At 56.9% G+C, this 24,505-nt stretch carries 20 protein-coding genes and 2 pseudogenes; 11 read left to right on the top strand and 11 right to left on the bottom strand.

Features of this window, described 5'->3' with window-relative positions; all coding sequences use genetic code 11:
* Window positions 1–58 precede the first annotated feature (58 nt).
* Window positions 59–946, top strand: coding sequence for a DUF3100 domain-containing protein (locus NO878_RS16705; protein WP_256407104.1), 888 nt, complete (start codon window positions 59–61; stop codon window positions 944–946).
* 1 nt (window position 947) lies between these two features.
* Window positions 948–1,406, top strand: coding sequence for a hypothetical protein (locus NO878_RS16710; protein WP_256407105.1), 459 nt, complete (start codon window positions 948–950; stop codon window positions 1,404–1,406).
* 84 nt (window positions 1,407–1,490) lie between these two features.
* Here the strand turns inward: NO878_RS16710 and NO878_RS16715 are convergent, their stop codons facing one another.
* Complete coding sequence (locus NO878_RS16715; protein WP_256407106.1) at window positions 1,491–2,549, bottom strand: M20/M25/M40 family metallo-hydrolase; 1,059 nt, start codon at window positions 2,547–2,549, stop codon at window positions 1,491–1,493.
* Window positions 2,550–2,686: 137 nt separating this feature from the next.
* On the opposite strand from NO878_RS16715, the gene NO878_RS16720 reads away from it, so the two are divergent.
* From NO878_RS16720 to NO878_RS16730, 3 genes are all read left to right on the top strand, one after another.
* Window positions 2,687–3,772 carry an N-acetyltransferase DgcN family protein gene (locus tag NO878_RS16720; protein ID WP_379823027.1) on the top strand — a complete coding sequence of 362 codons (1,086 nt, stop codon included), beginning with the start codon at window positions 2,687–2,689 and terminating at the stop codon, window positions 3,770–3,772.
* Window positions 3,769–4,815: a dipeptide epimerase gene (locus NO878_RS16725; protein WP_256407108.1), complete on the top strand. Its 1,047-nt coding sequence runs from the start codon at window positions 3,769–3,771 to the stop codon at window positions 4,813–4,815. Before NO878_RS16720 ends, NO878_RS16725 begins: the two co-directional genes overlap by 4 nt.
* An 883-nt stretch (window positions 4,816–5,698) precedes the next feature.
* A complete protein-coding gene (locus NO878_RS16730) occupies window positions 5,699–6,529 on the top strand; it encodes an IS5 family transposase (protein ID WP_256407109.1) in 831 nt (276 codons plus the stop codon).
* 76 nt (window positions 6,530–6,605) lie between these two features.
* Here NO878_RS16730 and NO878_RS16735 read toward each other — a convergent pair whose 3' ends face one another.
* Window positions 6,606–6,794 carry a hypothetical protein gene (locus tag NO878_RS16735; protein ID WP_256407110.1) on the bottom strand — a complete coding sequence of 63 codons (189 nt, stop codon included), beginning with the start codon at window positions 6,792–6,794 and terminating at the stop codon, window positions 6,606–6,608.
* Between the two features lie 116 nt (window positions 6,795–6,910).
* On the opposite strand from NO878_RS16735, the gene NO878_RS16740 reads away from it, so the two are divergent.
* Both NO878_RS16740 and NO878_RS17365 read left to right on the top strand, forming a co-directional pair.
* Window positions 6,911–7,474 (top strand): hypothetical protein, encoded by a 564-nt coding sequence (locus tag NO878_RS16740; protein ID WP_256407111.1) that lies wholly within the window; start codon window positions 6,911–6,913, stop codon window positions 7,472–7,474.
* A 108-nt stretch (window positions 7,475–7,582) separates the two neighbouring features.
* Window positions 7,583–8,814: pseudogene (locus NO878_RS17365) on the top strand (glycosyltransferase family 2 protein).
* A 222-nt stretch (window positions 8,815–9,036) separates the two neighbouring features.
* On the opposite strand, the gene NO878_RS16755 reads toward NO878_RS17365, so the two are convergent.
* On the bottom strand, window positions 9,037–9,450 hold the full coding sequence (locus tag NO878_RS16755) for a helix-turn-helix domain-containing protein (protein WP_256407114.1): 414 nt from the start codon (window positions 9,448–9,450) through the stop codon (window positions 9,037–9,039).
* A 248-nt stretch (window positions 9,451–9,698) separates the two neighbouring features.
* On the opposite strand from NO878_RS16755, the gene NO878_RS16760 reads away from it, so the two are divergent.
* Window positions 9,699–9,863 (top strand): hypothetical protein, encoded by a 165-nt coding sequence (locus NO878_RS16760; RefSeq protein WP_256407115.1) that lies wholly within the window; start codon window positions 9,699–9,701, stop codon window positions 9,861–9,863.
* A gap of 30 nt (window positions 9,864–9,893) precedes the next feature.
* On the opposite strand, the gene NO878_RS16765 is transcribed toward NO878_RS16760, so the two are convergent.
* Window positions 9,894–11,249, bottom strand: coding sequence for an RNA-guided endonuclease InsQ/TnpB family protein (locus NO878_RS16765; RefSeq protein WP_256407116.1), 1,356 nt, complete (start codon window positions 11,247–11,249; stop codon window positions 9,894–9,896).
* Window positions 11,250–11,291: 42 nt separating this feature from the next.
* Between NO878_RS16765 and NO878_RS16770 the strand changes: the two genes are divergently transcribed.
* Window positions 11,292–11,423 carry a hypothetical protein gene (locus tag NO878_RS16770; RefSeq protein WP_256407117.1) on the top strand — a complete coding sequence of 44 codons (132 nt, stop codon included), beginning with the start codon at window positions 11,292–11,294 and terminating at the stop codon, window positions 11,421–11,423.
* Window positions 11,424–12,298: 875 nt separating this feature from the next.
* Entirely contained in the window at window positions 12,299–13,555 is a 1,257-nt protein-coding gene (locus NO878_RS16775) for a Cdc6/Cdc18 family protein (RefSeq protein ID WP_256407118.1), read from the top strand.
* A 515-nt stretch (window positions 13,556–14,070) separates the two neighbouring features.
* Here the strand turns inward: NO878_RS16775 and NO878_RS16780 are convergent.
* Window positions 14,071–14,475, bottom strand: a complete 405-nt coding sequence (locus NO878_RS16780; RefSeq protein WP_256407119.1) for a DUF7970 domain-containing protein — start codon at window positions 14,473–14,475, stop codon at window positions 14,071–14,073.
* Window positions 14,472–15,311 carry a ParA family protein gene (locus NO878_RS16785; protein WP_256407120.1) on the bottom strand — a complete coding sequence of 280 codons (840 nt, stop codon included), beginning with the start codon at window positions 15,309–15,311 and terminating at the stop codon, window positions 14,472–14,474. Before NO878_RS16785 ends, NO878_RS16780 begins: the two co-directional genes overlap by 4 nt.
* Before the next feature lie 262 nt (window positions 15,312–15,573).
* Here NO878_RS16785 and NO878_RS16790 point away from each other — a divergent pair.
* Window positions 15,574–15,846, top strand: a pseudogene (locus tag NO878_RS16790) (type B DNA-directed DNA polymerase); the annotation flags it as partial.
* 44 nt (window positions 15,847–15,890) lie between these two features.
* On the opposite strand, the gene NO878_RS16795 reads toward NO878_RS16790, so the two are convergent.
* The 5 genes from NO878_RS16795 to NO878_RS16815 form a co-directional block, all read right to left on the bottom strand.
* On the bottom strand, window positions 15,891–19,352 hold the full coding sequence (locus NO878_RS16795) for a UvrD-helicase domain-containing protein (RefSeq protein WP_256407121.1): 3,462 nt from the start codon (window positions 19,350–19,352) through the stop codon (window positions 15,891–15,893).
* Entirely contained in the window at window positions 19,349–21,505 is a 2,157-nt protein-coding gene (locus NO878_RS16800) for a hypothetical protein (protein WP_481128863.1), read from the bottom strand. The genes NO878_RS16795 and NO878_RS16800 overlap by 4 nt, the downstream gene beginning before the upstream one ends.
* A 10-nt stretch (window positions 21,506–21,515) precedes the next feature.
* On the bottom strand, window positions 21,516–22,670 hold the full coding sequence (locus NO878_RS16805) for a transposase (RefSeq protein WP_256407123.1): 1,155 nt from the start codon (window positions 22,668–22,670) through the stop codon (window positions 21,516–21,518).
* 2 nt (window positions 22,671–22,672) lie between these two features.
* Window positions 22,673–23,062, bottom strand: a complete 390-nt coding sequence (tnpA, locus tag NO878_RS16810) for an IS200/IS605 family transposase (protein ID WP_256407124.1) — start codon at window positions 23,060–23,062, stop codon at window positions 22,673–22,675.
* A gap of 394 nt (window positions 23,063–23,456) precedes the next feature.
* Complete coding sequence (locus NO878_RS16815) at window positions 23,457–24,455, bottom strand: transposase (protein WP_256407125.1); 999 nt, start codon at window positions 24,453–24,455, stop codon at window positions 23,457–23,459.
* Window positions 24,456–24,505: the final 50 nt, after the last annotated feature.

Raw genomic sequence — 24,505 nt, forward strand, 5'->3', positions numbered from 1 at the left:
CTGTAAATAATAACAATGCTTTTGAAGTGTGACCTTGCATCCTATGTCGAGGTATATCATGGCAAACACCAATGCAGAGACTGACGATCCGACCGATGCGAACTCGGACGGCGATCGATGGGATCCGATACGAGTATCAGGGAGCTGGAACTTCCACCTGAAGGCACACCTCACGGTTCTCCTGATCGTGGTCGTCTCCGAGTTCATCGGCACGAAAACGTATCCGGTTGGTCCCGGACAGGTAGTCATCCTCCCGATGCTCTACGCCGTCGTGTTCGGGATGTTGCTCGGTTACCAAGTCCTCGGATCGTACGTCGACGCACTGCGGCGCGTCGTCCCGAAGGAAGTCAGCGAGATCAGTTCGCCGTTGATTGTGGTCGCACTGATGCCGCTGGGCGTGAAGTACGGGACGCTGGTCGCCCCGAACTTCTACGACATCATCGGGGCAGGACCGGCGTTCCTGCTTCAAGAACTCGGCAATCTGAGCACCATCTTACTTGCGTTGCCGCTTGCCCTCCTGCTCGGACTCAAGCGGGAAGCGATCGGAGCCGCGGTCAGCATCGCCCGCGAGCCGACCTTGGGGATCATCACTGACCTCTACGGCCCCGATTCGCCCGAGGGGATCGGCGTGCTCGGCACCTATCTGACGGGGACGTTCCTCGGCACGCTCTTTTTCGGCATCCTCGGCGGACTCGCACCGATAACCGGTCTCCATCCGCGAGCGATCGCGATGGCCTGTGGCATGGGAAGCGGGAGTATGATGACCGCCTGTGCGGGGTCGCTGGCGACCGCGGTCACCGCGGTGCCGGAAGACGAGATCCTCGCGTTCGCCGCGACGAGCAACCTGCTCACGGGACTGACCGGCGTGTACGTCGTCCTGTTCGTCGGCGTCCCGCTCATCAACAAGCTGTACAGCGTGCTTAATCCGACCATCGGGGGGAACTAACATGGATCGAGCCGAATTCGTCACGAACGCGCTGGCAATGCTCGTCGTCGTCGGCATCATCACGCTCATCGGCAACACCGTGGGATACGACGCTGGCCTCGTCGAATCGATCCCCGGAATCGCCCTCATCATCGCGATCGGAATCGTCTCGCTGTTTCTGGCCCGCGAGATCCCGCTCGAACTCCCCTCGTTCGCGTACGCCATCTTCATCGCGATGGTCCTAGCACTTCCCTTCTCACCGACACAGGAGGTCTTCCTCAGGTACACGGACCGGATCAGCTTCCTCGCGACGGCCACGCCGATCTTGGCATACGCCGGGCTCTCGGTCTCTCTGCAGATGGACCGGTTCAAACAGATCGGCTGGAAACTGGTCGTGGTCGCCGTCTTCGTCTTCTTCGGTACGTTCTTCGGCTCCGCGATCATCGCCCAAGCCGTGTTGTCCTTCCAAGGGATCATCTGAGGCATCGATCCCCGACGGTCGCGTTCTCCGCACCGACCTGACAGCGGATGCAGACGTGTCGCGGCGGCCTCCAACCGAAGCGGCCTACGAAAGCGTCGCCGCGAGGAACCTGGTCAGGATCTCCCCCGTGCGTTCGACCTGCTCAACGGGAACAAACTCGTGTTCGGAGTGGGCGATTGGCTGGTCGCCGTCGCTGATCAGCCCGGGACCGAACACGACGACGGGCATGTAGGGGGCGAAAAACGCCGCCTCGGTGGCGGCGTCGAACGGCCGGACGGTCGGCTGTGTGTCCCGCTCCGCAACCACGTGATCCCGGAACGACGTGACGAACGCATCGGTCGCGTCGGTCTTGAAGGAGTCGAGCGACGAGCCGCCGTCGTAGAAGCCGACGTCGGCCTCACAGACCAGATCCTGAAGCACTTCCTCGATCTTGCCGACGGCGTCCTCCCGAGACTCGCCGGGGACCGTCCGGTAGTCGACGACGAACTTCGTGTACTCCGGAACTTGGTTCGGACGGTTGCCACCCTCGATGATCGTGGGCGTGAAGTTGTTCGGCCCGAGCGTCTCGTCTTCCAGATGCGGGAGGTCGCCGATCCGCCTGATCGCCTCGGCGGCACACGCCGTTGTGTTGGTGCCGCTTTCGGGGGTCGCGCCGTGGGCCGACGCGCCGAACAGTTCCACCAGCAGGTCGTAGTGCCCGCGTGCCGAGGGACAGACATCCAGTCCGGACGGCTCGCCAACGATTGCGAAGTCAGCCTCGATACCGTCCGAGAGGTAGTGATAAAGGCCGCGCTGGGTCGTCTCCTCGTCCGGAGAGATCACGAGTCGGACGCTCCCGGCGTCGGGGTCGACACAGGAGAATGCGGCCAACATCGGGGCGAGACAGCCTTTTGCGTCGCAGGCGCCACGCCCGCGGATCTCGTCACCCACTCGCTCGAACGGGACGTGGGGGGAGACGACGTCCATGTGGGAGTTGAGGACGATCCGTGGCCCGTCTCGGTCGCCGCGCTTCTCGGCGCACACACAGCCCGTCTCGTCCAGTTCCGCGCCGTCGATCACCTTGATCAGGTACTCCTGAATCTCGTCGACGTCCTCGTGACTCTCGATCCGCATCAGCCGCTCTAATTGCTCTACTGAATCCATACCGTCGTGTCTCTTTGCTCATACATATCCTTTGGTATCGAACGTCTTACAGCTCGTCGAGACATCCAATCCCGTCGGAACGGTACCCTCTCATGAGAGGGAGGGAAGATTAGATGGAGCCGCCCGCGGAGACCAGTATGGACCTTCGAGACCACTTCGAGACGCCAGTCCCGGTTGCCGTTCTCGCCGAGGGCGAGTTCGGGACGACTGAAGGGAAGACCGCGAACGGTATCGTCACAAGCAGCGAGGTGTTCGATACCTGCGTCGTGGTGGACTCACAGCGGGCCGGGCGTCATCCCACTGACGTCCTCGAGAGTCGCGACGCGCCGGAGGTGCCCATCGTGGCGTCGGTGGCGGCTGCCCTGGCAGAAGCCCCGGAGATAGAGGCACTGGTCATCGGCGTGGCGCCCGCCGGCGGTTCCCTGCCCGAGTCGTGGGTAGACGACATCGAGGCGGCGATCCGAGCGGGCTGTGACGTCGTCTCCGGTCTGCACGTGTTCCTCACGGAGGACAAACACTGGACGGACCTCGCCGAGAAGCACGGCACACGACTGATTGACGTCCGGAAACCCCCTGGCGAGGACGCCCTCCGAGTGGGTGACGGGTCGGTCGACGACGTGTCTACGGACGTGGTGCTCACGCTGGGCACGGACTGTGCGGTCGGCAAGCGGACGACGACATACGAACTCTATCGGGCCGCACGCGACGCGGGATACGACGCCGGCTGGGTTGCGACCGGCCAGACGGGCATCATGATCGGCGCTCACCAGGGGGCAGTCATCGACCGCGTCCCGGCCGACTTCACCGCCGGCGTCGTCGAGGACATGGTGGCTGCGGTGGGAGAGACCCACGACGTCGTCTTCGTCGAGGGACAGGCGTCGCTCACCCACCGGGCCTACGCCGGCGTGACACTCTCGGTCCTGCACGGGAGCTGGCCCGACGCCGTCGTCATCGCGGACGAACCTGGGCGGCGGACCCGAACCCACTTCGAGGATTTCGAGGTGGCAGGGGTCGAGACGGAGGTGCGTCTCGTCGAGGAACTGTCCGACGCTGAGGTGGCCGCCGTCTCGACGTGGGGCGACTCCGAAACCGAGGCGTCGCGTCACGACCTCCCGGTGGCGAACGTCTACGAGGAGGGCGGGCCGCGAAAGTTGCTCTCGGCCGTCAGTGAGGCGCTCGCGGCGCCGTCGACGACCGGTGAAGCCACGGGGTCAGGAGCATGAGCGACGTCGTCGCCGTGACGGTCGACGCGTTCGACCACCCGCTCGCGGAACCCTTCGAGATCAGCCTCGGGACACAGCGAGAGGCGTCGAGCGTCCTCGTCACCGTCGAAACCGAGGCGGGAGTCACCGGCCACGGCGAGGGCTCGCCGCTCCCGCCAGTCACGGGCGAAACGCAGGCTGCGGCGGTCGAAACCGTCCGCGGCGTCGCCGGCCTGATCAAGGGACGGGATGTCGCCGACTACCGCGAACTCGTCAGCGACGTTCGAGCCGCCGTGCCCGGCGCCGTCTCGGCGCTGTTCGCCGTCGAGACGGCGATCCTCGACGCCTACTGCCGCGAGGTCGATCTCCCGCTGTCGGCGCTTTTCGGCGGGCCTCCGGAGCCAGTCACGACGGACATGACGATCCCGATCCTCACTCCCGAGCGGGCGGCCGAGCGGGCGACGGAGGCCGTCTCGGCGGGCTACGACCACCTGAAGATCAAGACCGGCTCCGACGTCGCCGAGGACGCCGAACGCGTCCGGGCTGTCGCCCGTGTCGCTCCGGATGCGTCGCTGAAGGTGGACGCGAACCAGGGGTGGACGGTCAAAGAGACCGGCCGGTTCGCCGACCAGATGGCCGAAAGCGGCGTCAGTCTTGAACTGATCGAGCAACCGGTGCCCGCGTCCGACGTCGCCGGCCTTGCCCGCGTCCGTGAGCGCGTCGGCGTCCCGATCGCAGCGGACGAGGCCGTCTTCTCGCCCGCGGACGCGAGCAGGATCGTCCGTGAGGGAGCCGCAGACGTCATCAACGCGAAACTGGGGAAGTCGGGACCGCTCGCGGTCGCGGACATCGCTGCCATCGCCGAGGCGGCCGACCTCGAACTCATGGTCGGCTGTATGCTCGAAAGCGCCGTCGGTATCCACACCAGCGCTCACGTCGTCGCCGGCCTCGGCGGATTCGACTATGTCGACCTCGACGGCAACCGCCTCCTCGCTGCGGATGTCGTCGAGGACGGCGGCCCCGTGCATTCGATCGCCGGCCCGGGACACGGCGTGACGCCCTGATACGGTAACGAGGCGCCGGATCCGGCATCGTCCCGCAAACCAATCAGTTCTAAAGACTGTATTGGATCCACACATGTCAAACAAACATTGTTTCTATACGTCCGCGACGAGTGCCGCTCGACCGCCCCCATCCCGGAGTCGGATGTCGGTCGACGCACAATCCACGAATATCCGCCCGTTCAGAGGCACTAGAACGGGTTCGCGATGTCCCCGACCACGTATTCCGCGGCTCTCGTCGTTCCGGAGAACAGCGACGAACGGTCCCCCAAATGGGACTGAGCGCCCGATATGAAGCGTTTCGACGTGATCGATCCCTTGTCCCGTCGATGCTCGCCACGACGGCGCCGCCACACCAAAGGAACCGACGCGATACGTCACGTCAGTTGACGTATTTGATATCGATATGAACGGTTTTTACACATGTTGATTCTGTCGGTCCGGGTCGCATCGAGCCCAGCGGTGGGGCAGTCGTGGCACTGGCTATCGGCCCGGAGTCCATCGCGACCCGGGGGTATAAGATAGACACAAACCTTCGTCGACGTGTCATGCACCACACCGTACTCGCGAGCGAGGCGAGGACGGTCGTCTCGCCCGATCGGATCGAACTCGGTGCCGGAGCGGTCGATTTCCTTGGCGGCCACGCCGCCCTCCCTTAGTACCGCGATCGCCGCATTTGTTGGGCTTACGCTCATCGGCGGCCTCATCAGGATCGTCGGTACCGCCGTGGTTCGCCAACTTCGAAATCCCGTGGAAAGTACCGGTTGCTGTATGGGGCCGTGCTCTTCCCGTATGCATACTCTCCTAGGGGCTGTGTTGAATCACTAGATGGCGTCGGGATGGGTCGCTAAATCAAAGGAGTTGAAGCGGGACGATTTGGTTGTCTATGACACAAATCTCCCGCTTCACTGGTGAGATTGTGCCGATTGCCCAAGTTGTTACCGGTGATGGAGACGAATCCGCCGCCCCGGAAGGTGGCGGCGGATTCGCCGACTATGCCCTCGTTTCCCTCCACTGTCTGCGGATTTACCTCGACACGTCCTACCGAATGACGATTGACCTGCTCAAAGAGATGCCACAAATAACCGGGGAGATCGGCCTCAGCGCGGCCGATCTCCCCTCTCCATCCACGTTGTGTAAAGCGTTCGACCGGATCAGTATGAGCGTCTGCCGAGTGCTGCTGCGCCAGTCGGCGCAGCTGCACGACCCCTCGAAACACGGCGCGATCGACGCGACATTCTACGAACGCTCAGCAGCGAGCCGCCACTACTGCCAGCGAATAAGCTACCGCGTGCAGATGCTGAAGGTCACGAAACTCGTCGATACAGACTCTCAAGCCATCCTTGACGTTCACTGCTCGACGACTCGAGAAGGAAGCGACGCAGACCTCGCTGAGCAGATCGCCCGCCGGAATGCGGGCGATCTGCGGTCTCTTGCCGCCGATAAAGGCTATGACAAGCAGTCGCTCCGCGAATCCCTTCGTGACCTCGGGATTCGCCCGCTCATCAAACATCGCATCTTCGCACCGTATGATCACGCGCACAACGCCAGAATCGATGAACAGCGCTACAATCAGCGCTCGATGACCGAAACCGTGAACTCGGCTGTCAAGCGCTCGCTCGGCTTCGCCGTGCGAGCGCGTTCCTGGTTCCGTGAGTTCCGAGAAATCGCCCTGATGTGTGTCGTCTATAACATCAAGCGATCTGTGAAACAGTGAATTCCACCGCCATATGGCGATTCAACACAGCCCTCCTAGGGCGTATTAGCCCTCACTGGCTCCGGGGCGGCATTCCTCACGGCGCTTCCAGCTTAGTCCGGAACTGCTGGATGGAGTGCTCTCGCAGTTCGTCACGTTCCTCGCGGCCGGCTGTATCTGGCTTGTTTCGTATCTCCCGACGGTACGAGGTGTCCGCGAAGTACATGATGTGAAACTTGCTACCAGCACCGCGATCAGCAAGATAGCACGGTACGTCGTCGGGCATAGTGTTGTTCTTTCGGTAGTATTCATACCGTTCCAAGTGTTCTCGCTTGCGTCTTCACCACTTGTCTTCGTTCCCGCTCTCGTCATTCTCATACTTGGTGTGCTGTACGCGTCCCCATGGCTGATCCCAGTACTTCGTTCGACTTCAACGCCGACTGGGGTGCGTGCCGATTGAGTCGAACGGCTCTGTTCACGGGCAGGTCTAACGTACGAAACGCCCGAATCCTCAAAACTGAAAATGAAGAAACGGCGAGTACAGTCGTTCGCGGGCCACCGAGCTACCGACGCCTCTTCGTCACAGGTGCATTTCTCGATGTATTCGGCGATGAGACAGCCACCGCGCTGCTTGCAACCGAGGCAGGGAAACTTCAGACCCACGTTTTCGACATCAGGCTTGGGACTGTCCTCGTTGCGAGTATCGCACTCATCGCGTCCGTCATCGGTATCGGATCACGGTGGTCGTTACTCGGACTCTCACTTGGCGTGGTTCTTATCGGGGTTTGGCTTGGCCGTCGACGAATCCGCGCCGCTGACGAGTACGCTGCCGAACAGGTCAGGCAGACGACCGTCGCTGATGCGCTTACCGAGTACGCCGACGTGCACGCCTTAGAACCAGCACGAAGGCGGATACCAAACCCACACACTATCAAGGTCGCTCTCGGGGACCGAATCGTTCCGTGATTCGGTTTGAACATCCCTGTGAGGTGGGCAATTATCGAACACATTATGTGATTGTCAAGTAGTGGATGAAAACTTAGTAATGCGCATGAACATAGCCCTGAATACGCTATGGTGGAATTTGTTTCGGCCCAAGTTCTACTCTCTATACTGTTGTGGGCCGCTCTTGTCGTGTACGGTTTTTCTTCTCTCTGGTGGATTATCGAAACATTCGTTCTCTCGTGCGGGTGGAAGCCAGATAGCACTGGAGCATGGGGATTAGACGACATTCAAGTCCGTATCCTTACAATTGATGCCGAGTCGGTCGTCCAACAGACGGTCAACGCGATACCGGAGGGCCTGACAGATGTTCGTGTCATTGCCGAAGCCAATATTGCTATCCACGGGGCGACAGTCCACGTCGTGCCAGACGAGTTCACCTGTGACGCAACAAACAAGGGACGTGCTGTCGAATGGGCGCGGCGCGACGTAGACTGTAACAAGGAGTATGTTCTCTATCTCGACGAGGATACCCTCGTGACCGATTTTACCGGACTCCAGGACGCCGATTTCATTCAGTTCACGGAGAAACCGATATACACTGGCTCTCGGCTGACGTATCTCTGTGAGGTCTTCCGGACTGGCTACCAGTTCGAGCAACTCGGGTTTCATCGACTGTCGTATCCGCTCTACGCGTGGGGCGGTGGGTTTGCTATCCGCCACGAAATCGAACAGGAGATCGGATGGGACGTAGCGACGATTACCGAGGATGCGAATCTAATATGGCGTGCCGCGAAAGAGTACGACCTTACATACCAGCTTGCGGATTTACGCTTCCGGAATCAAGCCCCACCATCGGTCAAATCAATGCTCAAACAGCGGCGTCGATGGATGTCTGGGACAGTCAAAGACGACTATCTCCTTCCGTTGTTGTACCGACCACTCTACTTCACCGCATCATTGCGTGGGCATTCTCTCCGTTCGTGCCGTTGTTGGCCATCGCCTCATATCTGCTTCCCGGTACGGCCCCCGGCGTTGAACTCTACAGTCTAATTTCATCGGCTTTGCTCGGTATCTTGTTCGTGTATATGTTCCTCGGCGTCATTGCATATCGAAAACATCCGATACTCTGGCCGATCTTCTTGCTTCTGACGCCGTTGGCTGTCGTGCTTCACGCAGTTGGGGCGCTGTGGGGTGTCGTCCGGCCTGTCGAAGAGTTCGAGGTAACAGAGAAAGTAACGGCTGAAACCATCGAAGAAGTCAATCAGAGTCTCGAAGAAGGAGAACTTCAGAACCACGACGGGACAGAACGGTTACTCCGTGAATTGAGTGACGCCTACGAGACAAACATATTCGATGATTGACTGTCACGAGAGCGTGTCGGCCGACGGGACAGCGTACGAAGACGTTATACCGCCGGAGTTTCGGAAGATGCGTTTTCAAGCGCTCGTGTCGTTAAGAGAATTTTACACCTGAATGCCGAAAGGCCAAACCTCGCTCGCCTGTACTATATACGACAACAAGACTAGAGTCGTTATTACAGCAGTAGCAAGGAGAAAGCCCACCCCTTCAGGGATGGGAGGATGTCAATCCTCTACCGACTTGCCGGACTCGCTACTGGATGTGCTCTCCTGCTCGCTGGCCTCAAGGCTCGGCACTTCGTCTTCCCAGCCGTCCTTACTGTATGCGTCGTCGTCAGGTGTCGATTCGAACAGTTGCACGGTCGCGTCCAGTGACTCAAGACGCTGCTTGATCGTATCGGCGCCCTCCGGCGGGACGTAGTAGACGCCTGCAGACCGCGCGACGAGGTCTTTTTCGAAGAGGCGGGTCATCGTCTTCGTGATACTGGAGTCGCTGATGTCGGTCTTGTCCGCGATCTCGCTCGGCGTGAAGCCGTATTCGCGGTTGGCGACGAGGAACCGGAGTGCTTCGTACTCGTTGGTGTCCGGCTTGACCGGGAAGGGTTCACCGTTCGTGAACTCGTCGACGTGGACTGGCATTCTTGTCACTATCGGTCACCAAGTGTCATTAAGCGTTTCGCAGGATTCGTTCGAATCGCAGGACGGCGAAGGACAGAATTAGACAGTTAGGCTGTCCGAGATATGCCCGCGAGTAGCGGTCATCTCCCCGGCTGAGCTTCTGGGCAGTGCTCCGAAGCGTACTGTTGGAGATGGTCTCGGAATCCCTCGGTAAGATTCGTGATCGGCCGCCGATCTTCGATCTGTGAGAGGCCCCCTCCGGTGTTTTCGTGGAGTTTGGCGTCGGTACTGTTGTCCCAATACCCGATCTCGTCGGGCAGGCGTTCGTCCCGATCCTCAATCTCTTCAAGCTCGGCCTCGCGCTCGTAGAGCAGTTGCCGCTCAACGGCTTTTCAGCAGTGAAGTATCGCGATTTGACATCCTCCCACGGCTGAAGCCGTGGGATTCCTCTGTGGGGATATTAGCTATGCCGCTTCCCCAGAGGCAACTTTTCCATCTCGGTGGACGGTACTCTGGTCTGTGCGCTGTTCTTTGGGACTTTCCCGCCTGGGAGAGTATGGTGACTCCGACCATTCGTGGTCGTCCCACTCGAACCGCACGGGCCGTGCCATCGGCCTGACTTCTGTCTGCGTGTGCCGCTTCAAGAACGTTTCTGAGGCAGTGAGGTCAGCGTGGCCTTCAAACCCACATGAGCAGGTGAGTGTGTCCTGATGCCGAGTTGTTCGGTCTGTTGAGCCACACTGAGGGCACTCATTACTCGTCCACGCTTCTGACTGAACCTCAACTGAAATACCATACTCTTCGGCAGTACACGCCAGTCGCTTGGTGAACTTTTTGAACGCCCAGAAATTGTGGGTCTTGGCGTTCGTTTCGGCCGACCAATGCGCGTCTAACACATCAGTCAAATCGCCAATATACACCGTGCTCACGCCCTCAGCGTATAACCGTTCCAGCAGCTCACGGCACAACGCCTCCTGCGCGTGATCACGTCGACGGGTTCGCTTACGGTGCAACCGCCGGATGCGCTTGCTACTATATTGGTCCTCTTTGAGTTTGGACTGGAGCCGAGCGATCTCTTTTGTTGTTTCGCGGAACCGCTCGAACAACCCACGGCCTTCGTACAGGTATTGCTCACCGGTCGTCGTGGTACAGGCGACGAGATTGTTTGCACCAATGTCCAGAGCGGCCGTTTCATCGGCCAGTGGAGTGTCCCGTGCGTCGTCAGAAACAGTCACGGGTTGCGAAGCTCGGAACGTGCAAGTAGTCTCGTCGTACCACAAATCTAATCGGCTTTGGTCCTCGTAGTCAGACCAGTTTGGCTCGCCAACGATCTCTAGCCGAAGACGACTTTTTGGGCTGTTGTGCTTGTCTCGAAGGTCTTCTCCGACAAGTATCTCAAGCCGGGATCGGTCGCCCCACTCGACAGAGTATGCGTCCTTCCGGATGACGCCTTTGAGAACACGCCCATCATCCCTGTTGCCACGGAAGCCTGGCGGCTCCGGGTGTTCCGTGACCGACATATTTGACTCGTCGTGATACGACTTCTTTGTTTTGAAAAATCCACGCCATGCCTCGCTGTTCTTCGCAATCACCTGTTGAGCAGTGGAGCCGCCAAGAACGCCTTTGTATTTACCTTCGAGATGCCCGGTGTCGGCGTCCCACACATCTTCATTTTCAAAGCCGTCCTCATCGTTGTACCGCATGAGTCGTTGATAATTGACCTCGTTCCAGAGGGAAGCAGAAGCGTCCAACACATTCCGTAGTACCTGCTCATCGTCGTCAGTGAGCGGGCGCACGGCGAACGTGTTGGTCCGCTTCACAACAACAGAGTATTATACTTTTAGTCTGAAAGACCTTCGGTCATGCGCCCTAACATCGACATTTCCCACACGCTCGGTGGCCGGATAAAAGACTACGCAGAAGAGAACAACTTGGACCTTTCAGAGGCCTACACAGAGGTGCTGGAAGCAGGGTTGAGCGAGCTAGAAGCATAAATATCCGGGCCTGCAACGGCTCATGGGATGATTCTCAGTTGTCAGATTCACCCCACGGCTAAAGCCGTGGGCTCTCTCTTTGATTATCTGTAGTCGGCCCCTTGGATCCGGGCTTTCGCGAGCTTGAGGTCGTTAAGTCGGTCGGCGTCGAGAGACTGCGCGGGATTCTCGCGGATATCGTCGACAGCGCTAGTTTTCCGACAGTATGTGTTTCCATTCGACGGGGTTCGGAGTGCTATGACGGCCTGCACCCTCCGTCGTTTCCGGAGCTAATGGTTATAGCGCTGATTATACTCTGGTAGTTCTGGTGTGAATATGACATACGCAATAAATAGCTCTCGTTCGCAGATTGCCGGAGAAAGCGGGATCGATTGCCTTGTCATACAGTATGAATCACTTCAAAGCCGAGAGACGCTCAGGGCAAATCGAAAAGGTGGAACAGAGTTAACGAACCCTCCACCGTTTCCGGAGCTTTTGCTAACGGCGAATTACTGAGACCCTCACTCCACTATTTCCGGAGCTATTCGCAGGAGAACGAAGGGAGACACGAAAGACACGGCATAGATTGCCGGGAAGACGGTCTGCACCATAGTACACATCTCTCACCCAATCAAATTCTTTATTAGTTTGACTGGTTTGCGGATATTATTTTGTAGTGAGTGTCTTAGTTCTTTCCCTATACCTATAGTGCTCTGTTGAGTGGCAACCCCATATCTTCTCCATAGCTTCGGAAATGGTGGAGTGAGAGGGTTTTATAAATATCAGGAGCTCGGGAAACGGTGGTGTGTCCTTCTATTATATACTCTCGAGCTCCGGACGCTTCGGAAGCTAAGGAAGCGGTGGTTTTATGATATCGTGCTGTATGGCAACCTGTCATGGGGATGTTCAAACGAGACCGTCAGGTATTCGCTGATGCCGAACCACTTGACGACTCTTACGAGCCCGAAGACATCCGTGAACGGGATGAGGAACTCGAGAAATACCAGCGAGCCCTCCAGCCGATCATCGACAACCGCCCGACGTCGAATATCTTTCTGTACGGGAAAACTGGAACAGGAAAGACTGTCGCAACGAAGTTTATGCTGTCGCATCTTGAAAACGATGCAACTGAGTACGATGATGTCGATCTCTCGACTGTTTGGGTCAGCTGTGAGAATCTTTCCTCGTCCTACCAAGTCGCTGTCGCTCTTGTCAACGAACTCCGTGAAAGCCAGGACAAGGACCGCATCAGTACCACTGGCTATTCTCAGCAGCGGGTCTTCGACATCCTCTACGAAGAACTCGACGCGCTCGGTGGTACCGTCGTGATCGTCCTTGACGAAATCGACAACATCGGCCACTCCGATGACATTCTCTACGGGCTCCCACGAGCACGGTCGAATGGCTACGTTGGTGACGTCCGTCCGGTGATTGTTGGCATCAGCAACGACTTCCAGTTCCGTGACAATCTTTCGCCGAAGGTCAAGGACACACTCGCCGAAAAAGAGATTCTCTTCCCCCCATACGACGCGAATCAGCTGCGCTCAATTCTCAACCCACGCGCAGAGAAAGCGTTCCATGACGATGTCTTAGCGGATGACGTTGTCCCGCTCTGTGCGGCGTTTGCTGCCCAAGACACGGGATCGGCCCGGCAGGCGATCCGACTGCTCCGTGAGGCCGGCGAGCTTGCGCAAGCCGCCGACTCTGACACCGTGACCGAAGAGCACGTCCGGAACGCCCAGGACGAACTGGAAAAGAACCAACTCTATGAGGGAATGCAGGAACTCACGACACAGGGACACGCTGTCCTCTGTGCACTCTCGTATCATCAAGCACTTGACGATGTCCCCATTCGATCTCGCGACCTCTACAAACGATACGTAAAGATCTGCGACCGGCTTGACGCCGATAGCGTGAGCGAGCGCCGCGTCCGTGACCACCTCTCGGATATGAATATGCTTGGGCTCATCAGCGTCTATGAACGGAACGAAGGGCTCTCTGCTGGCCGGTACCACGAATACGAGCTCGATGTTCCGCTGAAGGCCGTTCTTGAGGTCCTCCTGTCGACGACCCGCTTCGAGGAACTTGCAAATATCATCGAATCGACTGCCAACGACAATAACCTCCTCCAGTCAGATATCTCTGACTACTGAATCGGGATCTTGTGATAGAGGGGCAAGCGCATACCCTCGCCTTCAGGGACAAGAGAGTCAATTCTAACGCGGTATTGTGTTACTGAGAGCTCCGGAAACGACGGAGGGTAAATATAGTCCTGAAACCCGAAAATCGTAGTGAGAAAGCGTATACTACCAGTATCTTCCCACTCAATATTTCGAACCTGATGATGAATGTTTAGTTAGACTAGCCTAGCCGCATGGCAAAAGCTTCGGAAACGGTGGAGGGGTAGGAAAGCTTCGGAAACACCGGAGGGTACAGTTCCCACTTCAGCCAGTTCGAAGCAGTACGCATCGATGTACTCAGTGTATCAACTGGCACTCGGATTGAATTTAATCAACTGCGGACATCTATTGCGATAGCGAGCTCCCGACAAGGACAGTCGGTGGTTGAGCGTATTGGTGATGCCGGGGTACAGAAAGTTTACCTCCACACAAGCGCAGATCGAGTATCAAGCTCGGGTTCGTGTTGCAGAGTGATAGTTAAAAAGCATTCACCGATTTTTCATCCCATATCCCCACCGCTGCAGAACTTCCTCGGGTGTTGTCCCTTCTCCGCCAGCAACCAACACTGCCTCGACAACATCGGTCTTGTAGACCTTCTCGTCGAACCGGTCCTCAATACGGCCAATGGTTTCCTCGATCAAATCTTCAGTCTCAGACTGCAGAAAGACCGGCTGTTGATTCCGTCCTTGTTTTACCGAATCACGTCTGTACTTGTATGGGAGCGCTTGCTTCTGTGCCTGATCGCTTGGGCTAATGACGGCCGTTGACCCAGACTCCGAATCTGTTCGCTCTTTCTTCGACGATGCGTTATCGGAGGCTTCCGATTCAGGGGGCGTGTCCACTGTCTCTGAGCTATTCTCAGCAAATGGGTCGTCACCGGCGCCGGGTTTCATGCTGGGGCCTCCACAGTTTCCCGTAGGTGGTCCGCGAGTGAGTCGATCCGTTCGAGCGTCTCTAACTCGTAGTCCCGTCTTCGTGACCGATACTCTTCGATATATTTGAACGCCGAACACTGTTGTCGCCAGCAGCCCTCGAATAACGATCCGCGTTCGTTCAGTACGACTGGAATATCGTATTCCCGTTTTTTGATGTCAGCGAGCATATCCTGCTGGTCGTTTGTTCCTTTGAACCGGTTGGGAACAATTGCGAGGACGCCCACGTTGATGTTGAGGTTCTCTTCGAGTCCTGGGACGAGTTCTTCCAGTCCGTCGACGGATTTTCGCCCCTTACCCGACGGTTCGAACGGCACGAGGAGGGCACGGGTGGCGTGGATGGCATTATACAATTTGACATCAGCTGTCGCCGGCGGATCGACGATGAGGGTGTCGTACGTCTCGTGAATATCGTTCTCGCGGAGGACACGTAATAGCTGGACATTGCGGTTCCAGTTTTCACCGAAGTCGTTTGCTTCCTCTTCCCGTCGATTCAAGTGGCGATCGAGTTGTTCGAGGCTATTGTGCGCCGGAACGACGTCAACGCCTTCACTGGTTTCGATGAGATCTTCGAACGGACCTCGTTCGCGTTCAACCATGTGCCGGACGAGGGAGTCGGCCTGCGCGTCGCTCCGGTAGTCTCCCACATCCAAGAGGTACGAAACTGACGCTTCTTGGGGATCCAAGTCCATGACCAGGACTTTTCGTCCCGCACGTGCGTCCGATACAGCGAGGTTCGCCGCAAGGGTGGATTTACCGACGCCGCCCGCCTCCGAGTACGTCGTATAGGCCAGCATAGCTCTACAACGACAGGGAATATTCATAAAACTAAGTCAGACAGTATAGCTGAGCGGTATAGCTGTATTGCTTGAATATTCTATCTAGCTATTTAATTCAGTTATATTGTATAGCCAGCTAATCCAGCTGAACGGCTAAAATAATCTAACTCGCTATACAATCTAGTAATCAAATTCAGCGAATCGTTCTAACGAAGCGAACTATCTGGAATGTTTGTCTAAGGGGCGAGACCGATAGCTCGGCGAGCGACTTGTCGACGCTCCGGACGTCTTGGTCTGCTCGACGAGCGAAATCGTCCCGACGCTGTGGTTGGCTGGGGGTGCCGGCGTTGACGACCTCTCGTTGAGTCAGTGGTTGGACATCGACTATCAGCAACTCGCAAGTCGGTCAACGTACTTGACCTATGGCCATGTTGGCCACTCGCTGGCGCGGTACAACGTCCCCGGGCGGGCCAGCAATGATGAGTCGAACACGTTCTTCTACGAGGAGACGAACCTCAACGGCGTTCTCGAGCTTGTGTCGCGCTCGAAAAAGACGACTTCGTCGTGGGTAGCTCAAACTGAGCTCTCTGATGCTAATCACTCAGAATCGGCAAGGCTTGCGAGCCACTCAGGAACTGGCGCAATAGGAGATGTCACGACTGCTGACTCAACCGACTCACCCAGATATGTGAGTCGTGCAGCCACCGAACATTCTGCTGGAAGTTGTCGCTTAAGCACCCATCCATAGAACGCCGTCTGCAGCTGATGCTCTTTTTTCGTTTGTTGATTGATGGGTGTGTGCGTGAGCTTCAGTTCGTCAACAACCCACTGTCCATCGGACTGCATAGAGACGATGTCTGCTCGATTTTGGGTTTCTATCTCGATGTCATCTATCTCAAGCACGGTATGGATCGGTTCCTCAACGTACTGGGCTTGGGCCTGCTGGATCTCCGCCCAAGTATCGCTCTTAGCAAATTGTGGACAAATACGATCACTGAGATACGTCTGAATCGAAGTTCGTATCTCAGGCGTGATCCGAAAATTCGAGGCTGCAAGGCTCTGAGCTAGAATATCTGGAAGCGGTTCATCAAACGACCGGAGTTTCGCGGTAGACAAACTCTGCGCGACGGCACTTGTGAGAATCTGATGCGTGATTTCTCCAAGTTGTTCTCGTCCAATCCCATCCGGTAGGTCTGCGTCTCCTGCTGTACGTTGAGTAGAGACTCTCTTTTCTCCCTCATCTAGGATATATTGCGCCTTTGAACTAGCCGAATCAGCGGCAAGTTGGTACATCGATGTTGCATTTACATATCGACTTGTCCATCCGGTCTTGACCTCAGATGGGGCGTACGCGCTCTGAGGCGCTGGTTGTTGGCTCTCACTTGATTTCCCCTCTGCCCATGCAACGTCGTTCACACCTACCGTGAGTGTCTCTTCTTTCCCAGTGTCGGACACTGGTGCTTCGTATGTCCCTGCTGATGAGTTCTTTTCAAACGAGAGCTCGTCAGCTAGCGTTGCTATCCACGACGTTTCAGCACCGGTATTCCGGCGCTCAACTGGAAGTGAAAGGACGAGATGATCGCGTGCTCTCGTGAGAGCAACGTACAGGAGTCGCCACTGTTCTGCACAGTGCCGTTGACTAACCCTACTGAGCGCTGGAGGACCAGCGACGTAACCGTTATTCCGGTAGTCACTTGCCCACCGAAGTGGCCCATAGTCCGTCGTTGCACGCCCCTGATCATCTGACCGTGTGAGCGGTGTTCGAGAGACTGTCTCTGGCGGCGCAAGCGCCAGTGTATCGCCGAGTGCGAGAAATGTGTCAGTATGCGGCCCTCGAAAGTTTACGGAGCCGCTCGCATCTGCGAGACAGACAACGCTGTCTTCGTCGCCTTTCATATTGTGGATCGTCCGAAACACGACATCGTACTCCTCTTGATTTGGAACGGGGAGGACGAGACCATCCTTTGGCTCCGCAGCGTAGCCGTCCAGAATCTGTGCAAGTTCTCTCAGTGAATATCGCTCATCGCCTTCCCAAGCTTCAATCGAGTAGAGAAGTGCATCGCAGGCGGCCAGGCGTCGCTCTGGATTTGCTACTTGATCAAGTGGGTCTGCACGCAAGCTGAGCATCTCGATGATCTCTTCGGCAACGATCGAGCCTGGATCACTTGCGTGCTGAGCACGCCGCCGCGCAAGGGCCACGAGCCCGGCCAGAAATCCGTCTTCAGTGGCTGCTTGTCGATCAGAATCAACACGTTCTGCTACGGCATCGATCTGATATCCGGCATTCTCGAATAGCCTGCTGTTCTCGGACGAGAGCGGGAGACACTCGGACTCAACGAGGCTACGGGTGCGTTCGGGATCATATGGCTCAACTAGCCACCAGACGACTCGACAGATGAGCTTGATCAGCGGGTTCGAAAACAGGTGGGTACTTGCATTGACGACAGCGAACCCTTGTTCTGTCAGCTGTTCCGCCAACTCATCCATATTCGAGCGGCTTGCAAACAGGACCGTCACGGTGTCATTTTCGAATGTTCCATCTGTAAGTCCGCCACCGAGATAATTCGCTAATGGTGTTACTTCTGTCTCGAACCACTGTGGGGTTCCGGGCGGACCTTCTGGCTGTGTGTATCCTGCAATATGGACTGCAGGGTCTGCTGTACCAGTTCGCGTCGGCTTGAGTGAGGTATAGTCCGTGTTCGCCGAGACAGCCTTGACACCGCCCCCACGGGCTGGATCAGTGAACACGTCTCCAAAGACTGTATCCACGGCTGCTGCGATGTCTGGGCGCATCCGGTAGGTGCGAGACCCAGAATAGGATTGATACTCTATCCACTCTGTCTCGAAGTATTCGCCATGCTTGAAAGCCGTTACAAACTGCTCTGGTCGTGCATTCCGCCAAACGTAGATGCACTGATCGACATCGCCAGCCATCAGCACCCGTGTCCTGTCGGTAACAAACGGCGCTAACGCATCATGCTGTGCAATCGAGATATCTTGTGCTTCGTCGATGAGTAGCGACTGGAACTTGGCGGCATATCGCTCTTTCACGCGGGCTCGGTATTCCTCCGACGCACCCTTGTCGGTGCCAGCTACGTCCTCCAGCGGGTTGTCGAAGTATTCCGCGATCCAATAAGCGATGTCAGCGTGTGAAACAACACCCTGCTCACGGCACGCAGCATCGTACGCACGTTCGTACCCTTCGAGAACAATACAGAACTCTTCGATACAGGTGAGCCACTCAGTATAGCACTCTTGATCGCGTTTGACAGCCTCGCTTGTTTCCTCGTCTGTTCCAAGCGGCTGTTGGGCTGCAAAATCGGTGGCGATGTCGTCGTCGTAGAAGGTCCGTATATCGGCAAGGAGGTCTGAAAATGTCTCTGGTGGTCCATTCGGATACACGTCGTTGACGGTCTCTCGAAGCCGGGCCTCGAAGTCGTCGGTCGAGAGCCGCCGATCACGCTTTTTGACTCTTGCGTCCTCGAGAAGCGACTGAAGACGGCCGTCCGAATCCGCAGTCGTCGGATACGCAGTCTCAAGCCGTGTACAGAGCTCAGAATAGGCCTCATTTTGACGGACCGACGCCATGCAATTCTGTCGGAGGAGCGAGAGCTGCGAAGCGTTCCCGACGCTCGGCATACTATCGAAGCCAAGTTCAGACGCAATATCCTCGAAAATGCCACGAAGAACGCTGTCTATTGTTCCAATATGATCTGTCATCTGTAGTCGACGCTTGAGCCGGTCTGCCGTCTCGAAGGATATCTGGACAGGGTACTGTTCATCCGTGTCTTCAGCAAACGCTTCAAGCGCATTTCTGATGCCTGGCTTGATGCTCGCTGCATCCTCACGTGAAAACGAGAGCACACAGAGCTGTTGTTCGGGGCACCGATCGCCGGCCGCATCAGCCCGAACAAGTGTCTCTGCGGCGATCTGGTTGAGTGTCGTGGACTTCCCAAACCCTGGTTTGCAATCCAAAACGAAGAGGCCAGCGTCGTGCTGAAAGTAGTCCCCACGGATATCGGCCTGTGTCCCCTTCAAGGGGGGAACAGTCTCCGTCATTTATTCACCCCCTCTGTGCTGACGTCCTCTGGGATCGAATTCCGGAGTCGGTCAGGTAACGCGGCATCGTAGTCCAACAGTTCGTGATACGCTTCTGCACCGAGTGTCGTTGTCGAGAGTTCCTCTAGCAGTGGTGATCGCTGATAGGTGACCCCTTCCATATCTTCGGTAAACCGAGTCACGATCATGTGATTTGTCGCCGTCCGGAGTGCGTCGACTGCGTGGTCGTACTCGCGTTCTTCAGTCCACGCACCTCTGACCCCAAGACTGCGTGCCTCGGGTGAGTCGCCGTCTGTAACGGCCGTTTGGACCTTCACTGGCAATTCGCCGTGGGGCTGCTGTGGCCATTCACCGTCGACAAACCCGAGTGCGATGACGTATGCATACGAGCGTAACCATGTGTCAGTCGCATCGAGTACATCGAGTCGCTCAGCGTTCTCGTGTTCTCGGCGGCCTGGGCGAACTGTCGCGATCGTCTCGATCACTTCCAGAACTGACGACCATGACGACTCAATCTGGTGTCGGTCACGCCAGTCAGCGTATTTCGCACGCGCCTCCCGTAGCAAGTGCTCGGAATCGGTATCCCCAGCGACACGCTGCATGGCCCGGGCAGCACGTGAGGTTTCTGCATATGCTGCTGTATCGTTTTCCTCGATGTCCGGAAGAACAACAGTCTCAAACCCATTCAGGACTGGACCAAGCGTAGCGAGAATATCATCTGGCTCCGGCGCACACCGATGGCGCTGACACCAGTCAAGATAGTTCTCGAAGCGACGCTGAGTATTCGAACCAATCGATGTTGTCATGCCAACAGTGTCACGCCACTGAGCCAGCGTTCCGGAATAGTCCGTGCCGACTTCCTGTCGGAGTTCACTAATTTCAGCAGGTGTAAACGGCCTGATGACCTCATCTCTTTTCGCGTCATCCTCCGTGACGATCCACTGACATTTCAGTGGCTGGAACATGGTCTCCGTATCGATGGAGGTGTCGTCAGACGCAGCGGCAAGCAGCGAACAGGTTTCAGCTACAACCCGATACGGGAGCGTTCGCTTCAGTTCTAGCTGCGTCCAAAATGAGAGACGGCGTCCGTATATGTCCGATGCAGTAGTCAAAACACGTTCATACTTGTCGATGTCGCGAGCGACAATCGCGATATCGCTCACAGATACGCCCTTTTGAAGAAGCCCATCACACGTCGCCACTGCAGCCCTTGCCTCCTCCGCGCGTGTCTTGGCTACAATCTCTGTTACTGGCGTGGTCCGGAACTCACTGATCTGCGAGCGAGCAACCGAATCGGATGTACTGGGAGTACCACCACTGTTTAGTCGTGACCGAAGTCGGCTGGCAATCCGCGGACCAGTGTGTGCTCGGAGATAGAGATGCACAGTACTCGACGTCTCACGACCGATAGCCGTCAGAAACGTGAGCAACGGCGTTCCCAACGTACTTATTCCGACGACGTTGATCCGTTCAATCCCGGAGTATTTGTTCTGCCAAACACTACCTTCCGAGCCCGTTACTACTTCAGCACCGGCTTCTAAAACTGCCGCTGACGAGGTGTATTCCTCGACGCTATTCCGGAGTTGCTTCTCCAGACTGCTGATGCCTGTCAGAAGATCAAGGGCATCTCTACTAGCAACCCCGTCAAGCTCATCACAGACCGTTTCAAGTGCGGAATGGCGTGTTGGTTGATTTCCTGTAAGTAGCAACACCTCCTCTCGCGCCGCTTCGATCTGATCTAACTGAGTTGTAAGCGACGTTCCGAAGACGCGAGATAATCGAGAAGCATCTCCAGATGGAGACACCAACAGGTCTTCTAGCACCCGGAGACGATCCATTCGATCAAGAACCGCTGGATCTGACTCTTTCGCCGTCGCGATAAGCTCGGTCGCCATCGTTGCTGGCGCGAGGAATGCAAGTGAACTTCGCGGCCGATTTGCATCAGCGATCGCTCGTTTTAGATTCCGCCGATGAAACTGCTCAGGAGCAACAACAATATCTGTTGGCTGTTGAGCACGGTGAGCGCGGTTGACCAGCTCCTCCTCTTCGCATATATGGACAGTGTCTACGTTAACGGGCGGCTTTGAATGGAGGCGACTATTCATATTCTCTCGTTTTGTGACCAGAATCCAGTACAAACGCGCGTCTGACATCCTCCCACGGCTAAAGCCGTGGGGTTCCCCCACTGGGGGTTGAACCCACGGAAATGGAGAGGTTCGCAGGTTCGTCGTCACGTGGGACGATGACCTGCGTTTCGGGCTGTACCAGTACAGCCCCCGCTTCGGACAGCGGTTTCGAGAACTTGCCCAAAGCTCGTTTGCCGATATTCAGCGCACCGTTCTTGTCCGCATTATCGTCCAGACCACACTCAGGGCACTCGAAGCGTCCCTGTGTTGCTCGGACGCCCTCACAGGCACAGCGGTTGCACGTCTTCGACGTGTCGTATTCATCAATCAACTGCACGTCGATACCCGCGTCGTGGGTCTTGTACTCGATGTAGTTGAGCAGGCGGGCGAACGGTATCTTGTGGGTCTTGTGGTTAACGTATCGCCTCTTGTCGTTGTCCTTGCGAATCCCACCGAGGTCGCCCACAACGATGACCGCGTTCCGCTCCTCGGCGTCTTCCACGATGGAGCGAGCAATCTTGTGGAGGCGGTCGTCTACCTTCTGTCCCTCTGCGTCCCCGATACGCTCGACGACCTGCTGTCCCTGCCGGGGCTTCGCCTTCCCGATAGATTTCCGCAACTGCTTGTAGTGTTCGCGGAGACGGCGCACTTCCTCGCCGTAGAAGGTGGTGTTGCGGTCGGAGAGGAATGCGCAGGTGGCGACCCATCGTGCGCCCATGTCGATAGCTAGCACGTCGCCATACTCGTCTTGAACGGTCACAGACCGCTTGACGACGAGGTGGACGTACCAGTCACCGTCACGGCGCACTAACTCGCTGTCCCGAACGTCCTCCTCGCGGACGAGTTGTTCGTCCTTATACGGGACGTGGGCTGGACACCAGATGGAGTTGCCCTGCCCTCGTTCGGGATCGTAGACGGGGACTTTGACCCACCACGACGAGAGAATGGTGTCCTCGTCGTGGGATACGTCGAACACGTCGTTGCGGAGGACGACGGGTTGTTCGGTGTCGGGGTTCGGGTCTTTCTGTCGCTGGACTTTCGACGCCTGCTGGTCTGTCGCGGAGTAGAGGTCGGCGTCTCCGCCGTGAACCGCCGTCTGGAACGCCTCGTACTCGCGGGCGAGTAGGTCAGCTTTCCTCTTGGTCAGCGAGTGGAGTTTGACTCGCACCGTGGTCGAGACGTTCCGTTGCATGACTACTCACCTGCTTGGGCGTCGATGTACTCCTCGATGACTTCGCTGGACACGTCGCCCGCGCTTGAGACGAAGTACGAGCGCGTCCACAGCGACGGCAGACCGAAGTTGAACTCATCCCGAAGTCGGCGCGACGAGTAGCCCTTGACCTGTTGCATTATTTTGTTCGGGGCGAGCGTCGGGTCGCCCGTGATGAACAAGTGGACGTGGTCGGGGCGAATCGCCAACTCCAGTATCTCCAAGTCGAGTTCGTCGGCTTTCTCCTCGATGAGTGCTTTGAGACGGTCGCGCACCTCGTCCGTTAGTACCGATTTGCGGTACTTTGGACACCAGATGAAGTGGTACTGGAGTTTGTGGACCCTGGTACGTTCCCTGTCGAACCCACGAGGCATCGGCAGTATATAGAGTCTCTTTACCTAAAGATGTTGTGCAAGCATCTAACCCCAACTGTGCCTACGAGCATGGATAGATTCCCAGTTGTCGGCTTCATCCCACCCGTAAACGAGTGGGCTTTCGCCTCGCTATCGCTGTAAAATACTGAGTAGCACGCCTCATAATCTGAATTATATTATACAAATTCTCGAAACTATTGCCTGAGCTGGGGTCTGTACTGACACAGCCAGAAACACAGACCATTGCCTCACGTGGCGACGAATCTACGAATCTCTCGCTCATCCTGGAGTTAACCCCCAGTGGAGGTACGCACGGTTGCAGCCGTCGGGAGATGACAGGAGATAGCTACCGACCACACTACTTTAGATGATGGAGCCTGTCATAGAAACCGTCTCATAGCTTGAGCTTCTCACGACCCGGATCATTTCCCCGCTCAAAGTTGGTAATAGCAACGACAACTCGGAGACACAGTGCAAGGAACACTTCTGTTCGTGCGTGGACGCGGCCTCGGGCGCGGACGTGCCCGAGGCCGCAGTCCTTGACTGCGTCGTTGGTTCGTTCGACTCCTGTCCGGCGGTTGTACGTCTCGTCCAAGATGGATTGTTTCAGCTGAACGTCTTCGCTGTGTTCCTCGATGCGGTCTTCGATCCTGTACTCGATATCGAGTGGATCGTCGGTGTTTCGTGGGTTGTACGGAGCGACTGGCACGACCCCTGCGGCCAACAGGTGGTCGTGCCAGTCGAGGATGTCGTAGGCACTGTCTCCGAGCATCCAAACTGGTGTATCGACGGCGAGCGCGTCACACGTGACGCGCATCGCCGTCTCTTGATCTGCTTGCTTCGTTTGGGTGAACTCCGCCGCAATTGGAATCTTTGCGCCGGTGGAGACAATTGTACAACCGAAGCCGTAGTAGTACTCCTCGGCTGTTGGGTCGTAGTTCCACGATGCCGCGTCGTTGTGCTGAATCGCTTCGATGTGTGTCGAATCGATAGAGTACGTTGAGTCGAGCAGGCCGCGGGCGGCGGCCTGCTCGACGAGTCTCTCGAAAATATCATCGATGACGTGGTTGAGATCGGTGAGAAACCGGTCAATTGTGTCTCTAGACGGCGGTTTGTCGAGTCCGCAGTAGTACCAGACGAGGCTGTGCTGGAGTTCTCGTGTAACCGGGCGTGTCCCGTAGACATCCTCGTAGTAACAGTGCAGAAAGCCACAGAAGAGGTCTGGAGGCTTGTGAACTCGTGTTCGCCCCCGGCGAGCGGGGGCGAACACGTCGTACTCCAGCAGAAACTCGAACTCAAGATGCTCGAACAGCGGAACCGTTTCCGTAGCCGCCGCATTCAAGAACTCGTTGACCGAAGCTACGTTTTGCAGGGTTTTGGAGCTGGTGGACACAGTTTCCAAACCCTGCCGCTTCACACGTGACGCTTTCTATGACAGGCTCT

It is taken from the genome of Haloplanus ruber, from assembly GCF_024494725.1.
Classification (GTDB): Archaea; Halobacteriota; Halobacteria; order Halobacteriales; family Haloferacaceae; genus Haloplanus; species Haloplanus ruber.

What these genes read in the sequence shown, in the direction of transcription:
- NO878_RS16705 (WP_256407104.1), top strand. Translation starts at nt 59, where the DNA reads ATGGCAAACACCAATGCAGAGACTGACGATCCGACCGATGCGAACTCG.
- NO878_RS16710 (WP_256407105.1), top strand. Translation starts at nt 948, where the DNA reads ATGGATCGAGCCGAATTCGTCACGAACGCGCTGGCAATGCTCGTCGTC.
- NO878_RS16715 (WP_256407106.1), bottom strand. Translation starts at nt 2,549, where the DNA reads ATGGATTCAGTAGAGCAATTAGAGCGGCTGATGCGGATCGAGAGTCAC.
- NO878_RS16720 (WP_379823027.1), top strand. Translation starts at nt 2,687, where the DNA reads ATGGACCTTCGAGACCACTTCGAGACGCCAGTCCCGGTTGCCGTTCTC.
- NO878_RS16725 (WP_256407108.1), top strand. Translation starts at nt 3,769, where the DNA reads ATGAGCGACGTCGTCGCCGTGACGGTCGACGCGTTCGACCACCCGCTC.
- NO878_RS16730 (WP_256407109.1), top strand. Translation starts at nt 5,699, where the DNA reads ATGACACAAATCTCCCGCTTCACTGGTGAGATTGTGCCGATTGCCCAA.
- NO878_RS16735 (WP_256407110.1), bottom strand. Translation starts at nt 6,794, where the DNA reads ATGCCCGACGACGTACCGTGCTATCTTGCTGATCGCGGTGCTGGTAGC.
- NO878_RS16740 (WP_256407111.1), top strand. Translation starts at nt 6,911, where the DNA reads ATGGCTGATCCCAGTACTTCGTTCGACTTCAACGCCGACTGGGGTGCG.
- NO878_RS16755 (WP_256407114.1), bottom strand. Translation starts at nt 9,450, where the DNA reads ATGCCAGTCCACGTCGACGAGTTCACGAACGGTGAACCCTTCCCGGTC.
- NO878_RS16770 (WP_256407117.1), top strand. Translation starts at nt 11,292, where the DNA reads ATGCGCCCTAACATCGACATTTCCCACACGCTCGGTGGCCGGATAAAA.
- NO878_RS16775 (WP_256407118.1), top strand. Translation starts at nt 12,299, where the DNA reads ATGGGGATGTTCAAACGAGACCGTCAGGTATTCGCTGATGCCGAACCA.
- NO878_RS16780 (WP_256407119.1), bottom strand. Translation starts at nt 14,475, where the DNA reads ATGAAACCCGGCGCCGGTGACGACCCATTTGCTGAGAATAGCTCAGAG.
- NO878_RS16785 (WP_256407120.1), bottom strand. Translation starts at nt 15,311, where the DNA reads ATGCTGGCCTATACGACGTACTCGGAGGCGGGCGGCGTCGGTAAATCC.
- NO878_RS16795 (WP_256407121.1), bottom strand. Translation starts at nt 19,352, where the DNA reads ATGACGGAGACTGTTCCCCCCTTGAAGGGGACACAGGCCGATATCCGT.
- NO878_RS16800 (WP_481128863.1), bottom strand. Translation starts at nt 21,505, where the DNA reads ATGTCAGACGCGCGTTTGTACTGGATTCTGGTCACAAAACGAGAGAAT.
- NO878_RS16805 (WP_256407123.1), bottom strand. Translation starts at nt 22,670, where the DNA reads ATGCAACGGAACGTCTCGACCACGGTGCGAGTCAAACTCCACTCGCTG.
- tnpA (WP_256407124.1), bottom strand. Translation starts at nt 23,062, where the DNA reads ATGCCTCGTGGGTTCGACAGGGAACGTACCAGGGTCCACAAACTCCAG.